This is a genomic window from Pseudomonas izuensis (assembly GCF_002356535.2).
Classification (GTDB): domain Bacteria; phylum Pseudomonadota; class Gammaproteobacteria; order Pseudomonadales; family Pseudomonadaceae; genus Aquipseudomonas; species Aquipseudomonas izuensis.
The window spans coordinates 1,207,315-1,223,408 of record NZ_AP017423.2; the positions used below are offsets into that span (position 1 = coordinate 1,207,315).

Annotated in this window: 12 protein-coding genes; 4 read left to right on the forward strand and 8 right to left on the reverse strand. The window is 60.2% G+C overall.

Features of this window, described 5'->3' with window-relative positions:
* Positions 1–67: 67 nt before the first annotated feature.
* On the reverse strand, positions 68–2,659 hold the full coding sequence (locus tag LAB08_RS05370; RefSeq protein ID WP_096513177.1) for a glycosyltransferase: 2,592 nt from the start codon (positions 2,657–2,659) through the stop codon (positions 68–70).
* Between the two features lie 218 nt (positions 2,660–2,877).
* On the opposite strand from LAB08_RS05370, the gene tcdA reads away from it, so the two are divergent.
* Entirely contained in the window at positions 2,878–3,690 is an 813-nt protein-coding gene (gene tcdA, locus LAB08_RS05375; protein ID WP_436799343.1) for a tRNA cyclic N6-threonylcarbamoyladenosine(37) synthase TcdA, read from the forward strand.
* 85 nt (positions 3,691–3,775) lie between these two features.
* Here the strand turns inward: tcdA and LAB08_RS05380 are convergent, their stop codons facing one another.
* The 4 genes from LAB08_RS05380 to LAB08_RS05395 all read right to left on the reverse strand — a co-directional run bounded on the left by LAB08_RS05380 (position 3,776) and on the right by LAB08_RS05395 (position 6,950).
* The gene (locus LAB08_RS05380) at positions 3,776–4,180 is read right to left on the reverse strand and encodes a SufE family protein (RefSeq protein ID WP_096513176.1); all 405 of its coding nucleotides are present in this window, start codon (positions 4,178–4,180) and stop codon (positions 3,776–3,778) included.
* Positions 4,177–5,382, reverse strand: coding sequence for an aminotransferase class V-fold PLP-dependent enzyme (locus LAB08_RS05385; protein WP_096513175.1), 1,206 nt, complete (start codon positions 5,380–5,382; stop codon positions 4,177–4,179). Before LAB08_RS05385 ends, LAB08_RS05380 begins: the two co-directional genes overlap by 4 nt.
* Before the next feature lie 138 nt (positions 5,383–5,520).
* Positions 5,521–6,555, reverse strand: coding sequence for a 2,3,4,5-tetrahydropyridine-2,6-dicarboxylate N-succinyltransferase (dapD, locus tag LAB08_RS05390; protein WP_096513174.1), 1,035 nt, complete (start codon positions 6,553–6,555; stop codon positions 5,521–5,523).
* A 32-nt stretch (positions 6,556–6,587) separates the two neighbouring features.
* Complete coding sequence (locus tag LAB08_RS05395; RefSeq protein ID WP_096513173.1) at positions 6,588–6,950, reverse strand: ArsC family reductase; 363 nt, start codon at positions 6,948–6,950, stop codon at positions 6,588–6,590.
* Positions 6,951–7,231: 281 nt separating this feature from the next.
* Here LAB08_RS05395 and LAB08_RS05400 point away from each other — a divergent pair, with 281 nt between their 5' ends.
* The gene (locus LAB08_RS05400; RefSeq protein WP_096513172.1) at positions 7,232–8,863 is read left to right on the forward strand and encodes a Na+/H+ antiporter; all 1,632 of its coding nucleotides are present in this window, start codon (positions 7,232–7,234) and stop codon (positions 8,861–8,863) included.
* A gap of 96 nt (positions 8,864–8,959) precedes the next feature.
* On the opposite strand, the gene dapC is transcribed toward LAB08_RS05400, so the two are convergent.
* The 3 genes from dapC to map all read right to left on the reverse strand — a co-directional run bounded on the left by dapC (position 8,960) and on the right by map (position 13,809).
* A complete protein-coding gene (gene dapC / locus LAB08_RS05405; RefSeq protein WP_096513171.1) occupies positions 8,960–10,159 on the reverse strand; it encodes a succinyldiaminopimelate transaminase in 1,200 nt (399 codons plus the stop codon).
* A 122-nt stretch (positions 10,160–10,281) separates the two neighbouring features.
* A complete protein-coding gene (locus LAB08_RS05410; protein ID WP_096513170.1) occupies positions 10,282–12,984 on the reverse strand; it encodes a [protein-PII] uridylyltransferase in 2,703 nt (900 codons plus the stop codon).
* Between the two features lie 42 nt (positions 12,985–13,026).
* The gene (map, locus tag LAB08_RS05415; protein ID WP_096513169.1) at positions 13,027–13,809 is read right to left on the reverse strand and encodes a type I methionyl aminopeptidase; all 783 of its coding nucleotides are present in this window, start codon (positions 13,807–13,809) and stop codon (positions 13,027–13,029) included.
* Between the two features lie 371 nt (positions 13,810–14,180).
* On the opposite strand from map, the gene rpsB reads away from it, so the two are divergent.
* Entirely contained in the window at positions 14,181–14,918 is a 738-nt protein-coding gene (rpsB, locus tag LAB08_RS05420) for a 30S ribosomal protein S2 (RefSeq protein ID WP_003222119.1), read from the forward strand.
* A gap of 190 nt (positions 14,919–15,108) precedes the next feature.
* Positions 15,109–15,972 (forward strand): translation elongation factor Ts, encoded by an 864-nt coding sequence (gene tsf / locus LAB08_RS05425; protein WP_008019553.1) that lies wholly within the window; start codon positions 15,109–15,111, stop codon positions 15,970–15,972.
* Positions 15,973–16,094: the final 122 nt, after the last annotated feature.

Here is a 16,094-nt window from a genome sequence, read left to right on the forward strand (position 1 = left end):
GCAAAATGGCGGTTATCTTAAAGCAAAACGGCGACCATTGGCCGCCGTTTAGTGCATCGGTGAAGATTTAGACCGCTGGTGCCGTTTCGGTCTCGGCGGTCGGTTTCGGCAGGGACGACAGGAACGCCATGATCAGCGCCGCCAGGTACGGCAGCGACTGCACCAGCAACATGGTCACCCAGAAGCGCATGTCATTGCTCGGCATGCCGTTGACCAGGAAGATCCCCAGCGCCGCGCCCCACAGCAACAGCATGATGAACACCTCTTCCCGCGCTTCCGAAATCGCCACCCAGAAGCCGTGGTTATCGGCGTTCTTCGGCGTGCGGAAGAACGGAATGCTGCTGGTGAAGAACCCGTACAGCACCGCTTTGGCGATGGTGTGCGACAACGCCAGCCCGGCCAGTGCCGCGCAGAACGCATCCTTGAGGTTCACGCCCACGGCGCGACGGTAAAGGAAGATGATCTTGCCGACCTTGAACACGAACAACGCCAGTGGCGGGATCGCGAAAATCAGCAGCGGCGGATCAACCCGTTGCGGCACGATGATCATCGCCGCCGACCACAACAGCGCGCCGACGGTGAAGAAGATGTTCATGCCGTCCGCCACCCACGGCAACCAGCCCGCGAGGAAGTGGTAGCGCTGGCCGCGGGTCAGCTCGGTGTCCTTGCCGCGCAGCAGGCTGCGGGTGTGACGCTTGATGATCTGAATCGCGCCATAGGCCCAGCGGAAGCGCTGTTTCTTGAAGTCGATAAAGGTATCGGGCATCAGGCCCTTGCCGTAGCTGTCGTGGTAATACGCCGCCGACAGACCTTTTTCGAACACCCGCAGGCCCAGCTCGGCGTCTTCGCAGATGCACCAGTCGGCCCAGCCCAGTTCCTCGAGCACCGAGCGACGGGTCATGGTCATGGTGCCGTGCTGGATGATCGCGTCGCGGTCGTTGCGGGTGACCATGCCGATATGGAAGAAGCCTTTGTATTCCGCGTAGCAGAGCTTCTTGAAAGTGCTTTCGTTCTGGTCGCGGTAGTCCTGCGGCGACTGCACCACGGCGATTTTCGGATCGGCGAAGTGCGGCACCATGTGCTTGAGCCAGTTGGGGTGCACGCAGTAATCGGAGTCGATCACCGCAATCACTTCGGCATCCTTGGCGGTGTGCGGAATCAGGTAGTTCAGCGCGCCGCCCTTGAAGCCGGCCAATGGCGCGACATGGAAGAACTTGAAGCGCGGGCCGAGGGTTTCGCAGTAGTCGCGCACCGGCTCCCAGACCGCCGGGTCCTTGGTGTTGTTATCGATGATCAGGACTTCGAAGTCCGGATAGTCGAGATTGGCCAGGGCATCGAGGGTCTGTTTGACCATCTCCGGCGGCTCGTTGTAGCAGGGAACGTGGATCGACACTTTCGGGCGGTAGCTGGAGTCACCCTCCACCGGCAGGAATTCCCGGCGCCGCTTGTGAATCCACACCGCTTCGGCCAGTTCGTGGGCCTCGGTCAGCAACACGATAAACACCCCGAGCGCGCCGAGGGCGAGCAGGATACCCACTGTCAGGCTGAACCAGGTGCTGTATTGCAGGCTGTAGTCATAACCGATCCACACCAGCACCGAACCGCAGAGGAACGCGATAAAGGTCAGGAAGGTTCGGCCACGCTGGCGCAGGGCCGAGCCGTCGATCATCAGCAGGGTCAGCGACAACAACGCCAGCACCACCGAGCCAACCGCCAGCACGCGCCATTGCGGGATCGCGACCACCGGGCCTTCGAAGTTGAATTTCTGCTGACGTGCGGCGTTGAACACGCCCCAATAAGCGCCTACGGAGCCTTCGTCACTGGCCTTCCAAGGTTGGTCGAAAGCTTCGATCACAAAGTAGTTGAAGCCCTGGCGGTTGAGCTTGTTGACCAGCGTACGCAGGTAAATCGCCTGGTCCGCCGGCGATGCATCGGCACCACCGCGCATGCGACCGTTGCTCGGCCAGCCGACTTCGGACAGCAGCAGCGGTTTTTTCGGGAACATCTTCTTCAGGTCGCGGGCGCGGTCCAGAACGAACTGCTGGGCCTTGTCCACCGGGATGAATTCCCAGTAGGGCAGGATGTGCGCGGCAATCAGGTCGACGTGCTTGGCCAGCTCAGGGTGCTCTTCCCAAACGTGCCACTGTTCGGACGTGGTCACCGGCACCTTCACGGCGGCCCGGACACGATCGAGCAGTACGCTGAGCTCCTGGGCGGTGATTTCCTTACGGAATAGCGCTTCGTTACCGACAACCACCCGAACCACGCTGCGCGAGGAGTTGGCGATTTCGATGGCGCGTTTGATCTCCCGTTCGTTGCGTTCCTGATCCGGACTGATCCAGATCCCCAGCGTCACCCGCAAGCCGAACTCTTCCGCCAGTTTCGGGATGTTCTCCAGCGTGCCATCAACCGAGTAGATACGGATGTTGTCCGTCAGCTTGCTCATGATCTCGAGGTCGCGACGCATCTCTTCGTCGGTCGGGTACTGTTCTTTTTGTGGGAATTGACCTTGCTGGAACGGCGAATAGGAGAAGCCAGAGATCTGTTCAGGCCAGTTGGGGGCGGTGACCGGGCGATTGATCAGCGCCCAGAAGCCGGTAAACAAGGCGGCGATGGCGAGCACCACCACCAGGTTGAGTCCAAATTTACGCGATGACATGGTTATTTCAGGTTCCAAAGGCTGTGGAACGAAGGAACGGTTGGCAGTCGCCAAGGGGCGCGCATCCTACACCGGGCCTTCCCTGACCGTACAGCAGACAGGGAATTGCCCGACATTGGGCAATCGGCTTTCACATAAGTTCTTACACTTGTAGCTTGAAACTTAAAACTTCTAGCCGGGTAGCCCTATAATGCGCGCCGGTTTTTGAGGTGTTGGTCATGAGTACAGAAGATCCGCGGTTTGCTGGCATCACCCGTTTGTATGGCATCGAAGGGCTCGAGCGTCTGCGTGCGGCCCATGTGGCGATTGTCGGTGTGGGTGGCGTCGGTTCCTGGGCGGCGGAAGCCATGGCCCGTTGCGGTGTGGGCGAGATTTCGCTGTTCGACCTGGACGATGTCTGCGTCAGCAACGCCAACCGTCAGTTGCACGCGCTGGACAGTACCGTCGGCAAGCCCAAGGTCGAGGTGATGGCCGAGCGCCTGCGCGGGATCAACCCTGACTGCACGGTGCACGCGGTGCCGGATTTTGTCACCCGCGAGACCATGGCCGAGTACATCACGCCCAACATCGACTGCGTGATCGACTGCATCGACAGCGTCAACGCCAAGGCGGCGCTGATCGCCTGGTGCAAGCGCCGCAAGATCCAGATCATCACCACCGGCGGCGCGGGCGGGCAGATCGACCCGACGCTGATCCAGGTCTGCGACCTGAACCGCACCTTCAATGACCCGTTGGCCTCCAAAGTGCGTTCCACGCTGCGCCGCGACTACGGCTTCTCTCGTACCGTGACCCGCCACTACAGCGTGCCGTGCGTGTTTTCCACCGAGCAACTGCGCTACCCGAAACCGGACGGCAGCATTTGTTTGCAGAAAAGTTTTGTCGGCGATGGCGTGAAGCTCGACTGTGCCGGCGGGTTTGGCGCGGTGATGATGGTGACGGCGACGTTCGGCATGGTCGCGGCGACCAAGGCGGTGGACAAGATTGTGGCGGGCGTGCGGCGGCCGGCGGATCGCATCAAACCTGAGGCTTGAGTGCTGCTGAGGGCCTCTTCGCGAGCAGGCTCGCTCCCACATTGGAGTGCGTGCCTTGTGGGAGCGAGCCTGCTCGCGAAAGCGATTAGCCAGCCAACTCATTCATCCGCTGAAGCACCGCATTCAAGCCATTACTACGCGACTGCGACAACTGCCGACCCAGCCCCAACTGATTGAACCAGTCCGCCAAATCCACTTGCTGCAAATCCGCCGCCGACAACCCGTTAACCCGCGCTAGCAGCAACGCCACCAGCCCGCGAATCAACCGTGCGTCGCTGTTGGCCTTGAATCGCCAGTGTCCATCCTGCAATTCGCCCACCAGCCACACCTGGCTTTCACAGCCATGTACCCGGTTGGCGTCGCACATATCCACATCGCTCAACGCAGGCAGGCGTTCGCCCCACTGCATCAGCAGACGTGCCCGTTGTTCCCAGCCAGGTGCATTCTGAAAGGCTTCCAGCGCTGTCACGGCCTCGGCAGGCAAGTTCATCGCAGTAACTCCAGCGCCTGGTCCAGCGCTTCAAAGAACCGTTCCAGATCTTCGGAATCGTTGTACAGCGCCAGCGATACCCGAATCGCCCCGGCCAGTTCATAGCTTTTGAGCAGCGGCATGGCGCAGTGATGGCCGGCGCGCACGGCGATCCCTTGTTCGGTCAGCAAATGCGCCAGGTCCGAGTTATGCACACCCTCGACGGTGAAACTGGCGAGCGCCACTTGCGGCTTGCCCAGCAGTCGGATGCCATTACGTGATTCAAGGCCCTTGAGCAGGTAGTCATGCAGCGCCGCCTCATGGGCAGATACGGCGTCCTGATCGAGTCCGGCGAGGTAATCCAGGGTTGCCCCCAGGCCTATCACGCTGGCGATCGGCGGCGTACCCGCCTCGAACCCCAGCGGTGCCGGGCGAAAGCGCGCGTCGTGGTAGTTGGCGTCCAGCACCATCTCGCCGCCGAACTGCCAGGGACGCAGCTGTTGCAGCGCTTCATTGCGCCCGAACAACACGCCCAGGCCATCGGGGCCATAGAGTTTGTGACTGGAGAACACATAGAAGTCGCAACCCAGTGCCTGCACGTCGTGGCGGCCATGGACCACGCCCTGGGCGCCGTCGATGACTGTCAGTGCGTCGTGCGCCTTGGCCATCGCCAGCAGTGCGGGCAGTGGTTGCCAGGCGCCGATCACGTTGGACAACTGGCTGACCGCCAGCAGGCGGGTGCGTGGGCCGATCAATTGGGTGGCGGCTTCAAGGTCGATCACGCCATCGGCATCCAATGGCAGGATCACCAGTTTCAGTTCATGGCGATGCGCCAGTTGCTGCCACGGCAGCAGGTTGGCGTGGTGTTCCAGGGCGCTGATGACAATTTCATCGCCCGGTTGGAATAGGTGCTCCAGGCCGTAGGCCAGGAGATTCAGCGCAGACGTCGCGCCGTGGGTGAAGATGATCTGGCCGCTGTCACCGGCATTGAGCCATTGCGCGGCTTTGCGGCGGCTGTCCTCGAACGCCTGGGTGGCGTGGGCGCCGGGCAGGTGCTGCGCCCGGTGCACGTTGGCCGCGCCGTTGGCGTAGTAATGTGCCAGGGCATCGAGCAAGGCTTGAGGTTTTTGCGTGGTGGCGGCGTTGTCCAGATAGGTCTGGTCTTGCCGTTGCAGGGCGGCGATGGCCGGGAAATCGGCGCGCCAGGGAGAGGGAATCATCATGCTTTAGGGCCCTGGTGAACATGGGCGGGTGTACACAGCACTTCTGTGGGAGCAAAGCTTGCTCGCGATGGGGCCCATGAGGCCGCCAAAAGCATCGCGGGCAAGCCATGCTCCCACAGAATGTCTATGACGCGCTGCTTAGTTGTGAGCGTGCAGCGCTTCGTTCAGTTCGATGGCCGATTTGTGGGTTTTGCACTCCACGGCACCGGTTTCCGAATTGCGGCGGAACAGCAGGTCGGTCTGACCGGCCAGCTCACGAGCCTTCACGACTTTGACCAGTTGGTTTTTCTCGTCCAGCAGCGCCACTTTGGTGCCGGCGGTGACGTACAGGCCCGACTCAACGGTGTTGCGGTCGCCCAACGGGATACCGATACCGGCGTTGGCGCCGATCAGGCAGCCTTCGCCCACCTTGATCACGATGTTGCCCCCACCCGACAGGGTGCCCATGGTCGAGCAACCGCCGCCCAGGTCCGAACCCTTGCCGACGAATACGCCCGCGGAAACACGGCCTTCGATCATGCCCGGGCCTTCGGTACCGGCGTTGAAGTTGATGAAACCTTCGTGCATCACGGTGGTGCCTTCGCCGACGTAAGCACCCAGGCGCAGACGTGCCGCATCAGCGATACGCACGCCGGCCGGTACCACGTAGTCGGTCATTTTCGGGAATTTGTCCACCGAGAACACTTCCAGCAGCTCACCGCGCAGGCGGGCTTCGAGTTGATGCTCGGCCAGTTCGGACAGATCAATGGCGCCCTGGCTGGTCCAGGCCACGTTCGGCAGCAACGGGAAGATACCGGCCAGGTTCAGGCCGTGTGGCTTGACCAGGCGATGGGACAACAGGTGCAGCTTGAGGTAAGCCTCAGGGGTCGACGACAGCTGGGCATCTTCGGCCAGCAGGGTGGCGACCAGCGGCTTGTGGCTTTCGGCCAGGCGGGTCAACAGGGCAGCCTGGGCTGCATCGACGCCCTTGACGGCTTCAGCCAGTTGCGCGGCTTGAGCGGTGGTGAAGGCGATGGCCTGGTTGCCTTCGCTGTAGCCCAGGATCGGTGCGATAGCGGCGACCAGTTCGGCCGACGGGTTGAGCAGTGGCTGTGCGTAGAACACTTCCAGCCAGGCGCCTTGACGGTTTTGAGTGCCGACACCGAAGGCCAGGCTGAACAGGGTAGTGGACATGTTGATACCTCTAAAAAATTGAAACGGGCCGCTTACTTCAGAGCTGCCGCGTAGCTATCTGGCTTGAAGCCAATCAGGGTTCGGTCACCGAGATCGAGCACCGGGCGCTTGATCATCGAAGGTTGGGCGAGCATCAGTTCGATGGCTTTCGACTGGTCGAGATCGGCTTTGCGTTCGTCGTCGAGCTTGCGAAAGGTCGTGCCTGCACGGTTCAACACCACTTCCCAACCATGCTCATTGCACCACTGGGTCAGGTGTTCACGGTCGATACCGACCGCTTTGTAATCATGAAAGTCATAGCTGACAGCGTGTTCATCGAGCCAGGTGCGCGCCTTTTTCATGGTGTCGCAGGCTTTGATGCCGAAAAGGTGCAACGTTTTGCTTGAAACGGTCAAGGAATCGCCCCCTTTACAGGTGCTGGAGAAAAAAGGTGTCGGATTATGCCATGACCGGACGGTTTCGCGGCGGCTGTGGTCGGGTTTGTCATTGTGTCATGACGCTAAACCTGTGGGAGCGAGCCTGCTCGCGAAGAGGTCAGAACATTCAACATCTTAGTTGGCAGTGGTGTCGCCATCGCGGGCAGGGACTGTGTGCGACATAGGTGCAAGGGTCACCAAGCAGTCTAAGCGGCTAATATGGCACTTCAATGCTGTCGATTGTCCGGGAACCCCGCGTTATGCAAACCGCTTACACCGTCCTGATCATGCTGATGTTGGTCGGCGTTTCGCGCCTGATCGGACGGGTGATCCCGCTCCCTTTACCCTTGGTGCAAATCGCCGCGGGTGCCTTGCTCGCCTGGCCGACACTCGGTCTGCATGTGGCCCTCGATCCCGAGTTGTTTCTGTTTCTGTTCCTGCCGCCGCTGTTGTTTTCCGATGGCTGGCGCATGCCAAAACGGGAGTTCTGGCGCTTGCGCGGGCCGATCCTGACGCTGGCGGTGGGGTTGGTGCTGTTCACCGTGGTTGGCGCCGGGTATTTCATTCACTGGTTGTTGCCAGGTATCCCGCTGCCGGTAGCGTTTGCCCTGGCAGCGGTGTTGTCACCCACGGACGCCGTGGCGGTTTCGGCGATCTCCCAGAATCGTCTGCCCACCCCGTTGATGCACATGCTGCAGGGCGAGGCGTTGATGAACGATGCCTCGGGCCTGGTGACGTTCAAATTTGCCCTGGTGGCGGCAGTGACCGGTGTGTTTTCGTTGGCCAACGCCAGTGTCACCTTCGTGTTGGTGGCGGTCGGCGGCCTGGCCACCGGCGTGGCACTGAGCTGGCTGGTCGGTCGGCTTCGGGCGTGGATGATTGCCCGGGGTTGGGATGATCCGGCCACGCACGTGGTGTTCATGCTGTTGCTGCCGTTTGCCGCTTACGTGCTGGCCGAACGGGTGGGGGTGTCGGGCATTCTGTCGGCGGTGGCGGCGGGGATGATGCAAAGCTGGCTTGATCTGCTGCCGCGTCAGACCAACACCCGCCTGCTCAATCGCAGCGTCTGGTCATTGTTGGAGTTCGCGTTCAATGGCCTGATCTTCCTGCTGTTGGGCCTGCAATTGCCCGACATCATCAAGGCCGTGGCCAGTCATGAACCTTCGTTGTGGCCGACCCTGCTTTATCGCTGCCTCGAAGTGGTAGCGATTTTTCTGGTGTTGCTGGTCTTGCGGTTTGTCTGGGTGCAAAGCACCTGGCGCCTGTCCATTGTATTGCGGCGCTGGCGCGGGAGGGATGAGATCACCCAGGTGCCGAACGCGCGTTCCTGTTGGCTGCTGACCGTTGGAGGCGTACGAGGCGCGGTCACCCTGGCGGGTGTGATGTCGGTGCCGATGCTCATGGGGGATAGCGCATTTCCCGAGCGCGACCTGCTGATCTTCATCGCCGCCGGGGTGATTCTGCTGTCGTTGATTGCCGCGTGCGTTGCCTTGCCGTTGCTGCTGCGCGGCATCGAGAAAAGTCCGGACGACAAGCGTCGAAATGAAGTGCGCGATGCCTGGCGCAAGACTGCCAAAGCGGCCATCCATGCGCTGGAAACCGAAGAGGTCAATCCCCAGGACGCCGCTCAGGCGGCGCTGGCGGTCGAACTCAAGGCGCGGATCATGTCCGAGTATCGGCATCAGCTGGAGGTGTTCAATGACTCCGCCGAAGCCCAGGCCCTGGCGTTTCAGATGGATCTGCTGGAGCGGCGGTTGCGCTTGAAGGCACTACGGGCACAGCGCCTGGAGTTGTACGCCCTCAGCCGTCAGCACCAGGTGGGCGATGACGTGTTGCGTGAGGTGTTGGGGGAGCTGGATTTGAGTGAGGCCAATCTCGGTCAGGTGAAATGACTCTCCTAACGCAGGAACCTGTGGGAGCAAGGCTTGCCCGCGATGGCGATCTCGAGGACGTCATCGCGGGCAGGCCTTGCTCCCACAGTTCCGTGTTTATTTACGGCGCTGGATGAAATCGCGAATCCGTTCGGCGGCCTCGACACACTCGGCCAACGGCGCGACCAAGGCCATGCGCACACGCCCGGCACCCGGATTGACGCCATCCACATCCCGCGACAGGTAGGAGCCCGGCACCACCGTCACGTGCTCCTGTTCGAACAGTTCGCGGCAGAAAGTTGCATCATCGCCCGCCACATTCGGCCACAGATAAAAGCTGCCATCGGGGCGTTGCACATCCAGGACCGGGCTGAGGATTTCCAGCACGGCGTCGAATTTCTCGCGATACAGCGCCCGGTTGGCGCGCACGTGCACTTCGTCGTTCCAGGCCGCCACGCTGGCCAGTTGCGTCTGGACCGGCATCGCGCAGCCGTGATAGGTGCGATAAAGCAGGAAGCCTTTGAGGATGTCCGCATCACCGGCAACGAAACCGGAGCGCAGGCCTGGCAGGTTGGAACGCTTGGACAGGCTGTGGAAGACCACGCAGCGCTTGAAGTCCTTGCGGCCCAGTTCCGCGCAGGCGCTGAGCAGGCCGGGTGGCGGGGTTTGTTCGTCGAAGTACAGTTCGCTGTAGCACTCGTCCGCGGCAATCACGAAGTCGTACTCGTCGGCCAGGGCGATCAGCTTTTTCAGGGTCTCGAGCGGGATCAGTGCACCGGTCGGGTTGCCTGGTGAGCACAGGAACAGGATCTGGCAGCGTTTCCAGATGTCCGGCGAAACCGCGTCGAAGTCAGGGTTGAAGCCGTTTTCGTCGAGGCACGGCAGGTAGTGTGGCTGGGCGCCGGCAAGAAACGCCGCGCCTTCGTAGATTTGATAGAACGGGTTCGGGCTGACGATCAGCGCGTCGTCACCACGGTTAACCACGGTCTGGGTGAACGCAAACAGCGCTTCACGGGTGCCGTTGACCGGAAGTACGTTGCGCGCCGGGTCGATCCAGCCGTGCGGAACGTTGAAACGACGTTCACACCAGGCAGCGATGGCTTCACGCAGCTCTGGAATACCGAGGGTGGTCGGGTACACCGCCATTTTTTCGAGATTGCTGGCCAGGGCTTCGGCGACGAAGGTGGGCGAACGGTGTTTCGGCTCGCCGATGGACAGCGCGATAGGGCGCTTGTCCGGATTTGGTGTGACGCTGCCGAGCAGGGCGCGGAGTTTCTCGAACGGGTAGGGCTGGAGCTGGGACAAAGCGTTGTTCATGAGGGCCTCATTCAATGTGGGAGCGAGCCTGCTCGCGAAGGCGGTGTATCAGTCGACGATGATGTTGAATGTCACACCGCTTTCGCGAGCAGGCTCGCTCCCACAGGGGGGAGTTTGTTGATTCAGATACTGATGCGCGACAGTTTGATATCGGGTTCCTGGTTGACGCTCAGCTGTTCGACGATTGCATCCTGCAAGCGGCTGCACAGCAGCGGGTCGGACAGCGGCTGGTTGTGAGCGTCGGTGATGAAGAACACGTCTTCCACGCGTTCGCCGAGGGTCGCGATCTTGGCGTTTTGCAACGACAGGTCGAACTCCAGGAAAATCGTGCCGATCCGCGCCAGCAGGCCAGGGCGGTCGGGAGCTGTCAGTTCCAGTACGGTCACCGGTCGCTGTGCGTCGTTATGGATCGTCACCTGTGGTGCAAAGGCAAAATGCTTGAGCTGGCGCGGCACCCGGCGCTGGATGATCGTCGGGTAGTCGTCCGGGTTGCGCAAGGCTTCGGTCAGGCCGTCGCGAATCTGTTTGACCCGGGCAGGGTTATCGCCGATCGAGTCGCCGTCGGTGTCGAGCACGATATAGGTGTCGAGGGTGAACTGGCTGCTGGAGGTGATGACCCGGGCGTCGTGGATGTTCAGGTTGAGCTGGTCCATCGCGGCCACGGTCACGGCGAAGAAGTCGTGCTGGTCCGGTGCGTAGATGAAGATCTGCGTGCCGCCCTCGAATTCCCGTTGCGTGGTTTCCTTGATCAGCACCAGTGGCCCGCCGTCGGCGGGTTGCTGGAGGATGGCTTCGGTGTGCCAGGCGACGTCGCCGGCAGTGTGACGCAGGAAGTAGTCATCGCCCAACTGTGCCCACAACTGCTCCACATCATCCGGATCGGTACCGCCGCGCACTAGGATGTCCAGGGCGGCGCTCTGGGTCTGGCGAATCTGCTCTTCGCGGTCCACCGGATTTTCCAGGCCACGACGCAATGCGCGTTTAGTCTCGGTGTAGAGCTGGCGCAGCAGGCTGGCACGCCAGGAGTTCCACAGCGTCGGGTTGGTGGCGTTGATATCGGCGACGGTCAGCACGTACAAATAGTCGAGGTGGACTTCGTCACCGACAATCTGCGCAAAATCGTGGATCACCTGCGGGTCGGACAAGTCCTTGCGCTGGGCAGTGGTCGACATCAGCAAATGGTTCTGCACCAGCCAGACAATCAGTCGGCAGTCCCACACGGGGAGCTGGTGGCGTTGGCCAAACGCCTCTGCGTCCACGGCACCGATTTCCGAGTGGTCGCCATGTCGGCCTTTGCCGATGTCATGGTACAGGCCGGCCAGGTAAATAAGCTCGGGTTTGGGCAGCTTGCCCATGAGCTTGCTGGCCAGCGGGAATTTTTCCGATACCTGGGTGTACTGCAATTTGCGCAGGTGCTTGATCAGGTTCAGGGTGTGCGCATCCACCGTATAGATGTGAAACAGGTCGTGTTGCATCTGTCCGACGATAAAGCCGAACTCCGGCAGATAACGTCCGAGGATGCCGTAGCGGTTCATCCGGCGCAGGTTGCGGTGGATGCCGATCTTGCACTTGAACAGCTCGATAAACAGGCTGGTGTTGCGGATGTCGTTACGGAAATCGTCGTCGATCAGGTGGCGGTTTTCGCGTAGCAGGCGAATGGTGTCGGCACGCACGCCTTTGATTTCCGGTTGCTGGGCCATTAGCACGAAGATTTCCAGCATGGCGAACGGTGTACGGCGGAACACGTTGTCGCTGCGTGCCTCGATGTAACCGTCATGCAGCTGGAATCGAGAATTGATCGGCTGCGGTGGCGCCTCGTCTTCCGGAGCCAGGATCACTTCTTCGAAGTGCTGGATGATCAGGTCGCTGAGCTGGGCAATGCTCATCACCACCCGGTAATACTGCTGCATGAAGTTTTCGACGGCCTGCTTGGCGTCGTCGCCTTCGAATCCCAGCAGCTTGGCAATGGTGCGTTGGTGGTCGAACAGCAGGCGATCTTCGGCGCGCCCGGCGAGCATGTGCAGGGCATAACGCACTTTCCACAGGAACTCCTGGGAAGAAGCCAGCAAGGCGTTTTCGCTTTCCACCAGGAAACCTTCGCCTGCCAGTGCCCGCAGGTTCAGGGTGCCGTACTCGCGACGGGCCACCCAGAGAATCGTCTGGATATCCCGCAGGCCGCCCGGCGAGCCTTTGACGTTGGGTTCCAGGTTGTATTCGGTGTCGTTGTACTTGTGGTGACGGGCCTTCTGCTCGGCGCGTTTGGCCAGGAAAAAGTCCTTGCTCGGCCACATGTGTGCGGTGCTGGTGACATCCAGCATGCGCTGGCGCAGATGCTCCGGACCGGTAATGGTGCGGCTTTCCATCAGGTTGGTCACCACCGTCAGGTCGGCGCGGGCCTCGACGGCGCACTCTTCGATCGAACGGACACTCTGACCGACCTCCAGGCCGATGTCCCACAGCAGTGTCAGGAAGCGCTCGATGGAATCGCGGAAAACTTCATGGTCGGCACTGTCCAGCAGGATCAGCAGATCGATGTCGGAGTAGGGGTGCAGCTCGCCTCGACCGTAGCCGCCGACCGCAACCAGCGCGATATCGGCGTCTTCACTCCAGTTGAACTGATCCCAGGCCTTTTGCAGGATGTTATCGACGAACCAGGCGCGATCCTCGATCAGCCGGCGAATGTCCCGGCCGCTGCGAAAGCGCCCGTCGAGCACTTCGCGGGCCTGGCGGATGGCCTTCTTGAAGGCCGCTATCGGGCTTGCCTTCAGGGCCAGTTCAGCCTGGAACTGGCCGCGGTCGAAGAGTTCGGGATCCACCTGCGGCATCGATTGGCTTTCCTATATAAGGCTGGGAGCTGTGCGGTCGGATCAGGCCGAAATGCGCGGGATGGTGTCATCGCTGCGCAAGGTGAAGATCTCGTAACCGGTCTCGGTCACCAGCAGGGTGTGTTCCCACTGCGCCGACAGCTTGCGGTCCTTGGTGATCGCGGTCCAGCCGTCGCCCAGCACCTTGGTGTCGGCGCGGCCCTGGTTGATCATTGGTTCGATGGTAAAGGTCATGCCGGCCTTCAGTTCCATGCCGGTGCCAGCGCGGCCGTAATGCAGAATCTGCGGCTCTTCGTGGAAGACTTTGCCGATACCGTGGCCACAGAACTCGCGGACCACCGAGAAACCATTCTTTTCGGCATGCTTCTGGATGATTTCACCAATGTCGCCGAGGCGGCAGCCGGGTTTGACGATTTCAATCGCCTTGTACATGCATTCCTGGGTCACCTGCGACAGGCGCTCGGCCCAGACCGGCACGGTGCCGACGTGGAACATGCGGCTGGTATCGCCGTGGTAACCGTCCTTGATGACGGTGACGTCGATGTTCAGGGTGTCGCCATCCTTCAGCGGCTTGTCGTTCGGGATGCCGTGGCAGACCACGTGGTTGATCGACGTGCAAATCGACTTCGGGTAGCCCTTGTAATTGAGCGGGGCAGGGATGGCTTTCTGCTCGTTGACGATATAGTCGTGGCAGATCTGGTTCAGTTGATCGGTGGTGACGCCCGGTTTGACATATTCGGCAATCATTTCCAGCACATCGGCGGCCAGTTTGCCGGCGATGCGCATTTTTGCGATGTCCTCGGGGGTTTTGAGGGTGACGGTCATACAGGCTCTCTCTGCGCTCGACGGCGCTTCACAAACGGAAAGGGCATTGCGCGATCGAATTTCGCAGCCCTGAAAAACGCGATTCTAGCAGACGATCAGCGCAAATCCGCGCCTCTGTACATCGCTTCTCTCTATAGAATGGTGCATTCTGGGCGGATTCCAAGGGTTGGAACGCCGCGCCCGCCCGGATTTCAGAATCCGGGTTCCGTTTTTTTCTGCCCTGTGATATAAAATGCGCCGCTTTCCGGGGATGTCCCGAAAAGCTTAAATCCACACACGTGTCGACACGATGACCTGGGTGCCTTCAGCTGATGCTGCTGGTTGGTCATTGGGATACGTGGAGGCCAAACCCGACTTATTAAGGAACTATCATGTCCCAAGTCAATATGCGCGATATGCTGAAGGCCGGTGTGCACTTCGGTCACCAGACCCGTTACTGGAACCCGAAAATGGGCAAGTACATTTTCGGCGCGCGTAACAAGATTCACATCATCAACCTTGAAAAAACCCTGCCAATGTTCAACGAAGCTCTGACTTTCGTAGAGCGTCTGGCCCAGGGCAAAAACAAGATTCTGTTCGTCGGCACCAAGCGTTCCGCTGGCAAGATCGTTGCTGAAGAAGCAGCACGTTGCGGTTCGCCGTACGTCGATCACCGCTGGTTGGGCGGCATGCTGACCAACTTCAAAACCATCCGTGCTTCCATCAAGCGTCTGCGTGACCTTGAAGTACAAGCCGAAGACGGTACTTTCGCCAAGCTGACCAAGAAAGAAGCGCTGATGCGCTCCCGTGACCTGGAAAAGCTGGATCGTTCCCTGGGTGGTATCAAGGACATGGGCGGTCTGCCAGACGCTCTGTTCGTTATCGACGTTGATCACGAGCGCATCGCGATCACCGAAGCCAACAAGCTGGGCATCCCGGTCATCGGCGTAGTCGATACCAACAGCAGCCCGGAAGGCGTTGACTACATCATCCCAGGCAACGATGACGCAATCCGCGCTATCCAGCTGTACATGGGTTCGATGGCTGACGCTGTTATCCGTGGTCGCAACAATGTTGCCGGCGGTACTGTAGAGTTCGCTGCTGAAGAAACTCAGGCTGCAGCTGAGTAATTGACGCCCTGGCGTTGACTCAGTAAGCAAAAAGGGGGCTTGGCCCCCTTTTTGCCACCTCGAAAACCATTTGTCGGCGCCCACTGCCCTATCTGTAACGTGCGGCAGCTAACAAGGGTGGTTCGGGAAGAATTGAACGCCCGTTCGATCGGGTGGAATGGTTGATAACCTATCCAAGAGGAATTTTGAAATGGCAGAGATTACTGCAGCGTTGGTCAAAGAACTGCGCGAGCGTACCGGCGAAGGCATGATGGACTGCAAAAAGGCCTTGACCAAGGCTGGCGGCGACATCGAGAAAGCCATTGATGACATGCGCGCTTCGGGCGCCATCAAGGCTGCCAAGAAAGCCGGTAACGTTGCCGCTGAAGGCGCAATCGCCATCAAGGCCGACGACAAGTCCGCCGTACTGCTGGAAGTGAACTCGCAGACCGACTTCCTGGCCCTGCAAGACGACTTCAAAAACTTCGTTGCTGCCAGCGTAGAAAAAGCCTTCGCCGAAAAACTGACCGACGCAGCTCCGCTGATCGCCGCTCAGGAATCGGCTCGTGAAGCCCTGGTGGCCAAAGTTGGCGAAAACGTCAACATCCGTCGCCTGGTTCGCGTTGAAGGCGACGTGGTGGGTACCTACCTGCACGGTAACAAGATCGGTGTTGCTGTTGTCCTGAAGGGCGGCGACGTCCAGCTGGCCAAAGAGATCGCCATGCACGTGGCGGCAAGCAACCCTGAATTCCTGCTGCCATCGCAGGTTTCCGCCGAAGCCATCGAGCGCGAGAAGGCTGTATTCCTGCAGCTGAACGAAGACAAGATGAAAGGCAAGCCAGCTGAAATCGTCGAGAAGATGATCGCTGGCCGTATCACCAAGTTCCTGGCTGAAGCCAGCCTGGTTGAGCAAGCGTTCGTCATGAACCCGGAGCTCACCGTAGGTGCCCTGGCCAAGAAAGCCGGCGCTGAAATCGTTTCCTTCACCTACTTCAAAGTCGGCGAAGGCATCGAGAAGCCAGTGGACAACTTCGCTGAAGAAGTTGCTGCACAGCTGGCTGCCGCCAAGCAATAAGACGGTTTTTTAACTGTCGCCCTGAAGAGGCTGCCCGCTCACGCGCGCAGCCTCTTTTCAGATGGGTCGCCAATTTTAATTGGTTTCCTTTTGGAACTGGCTTACAAAGCCATGTTCCGATG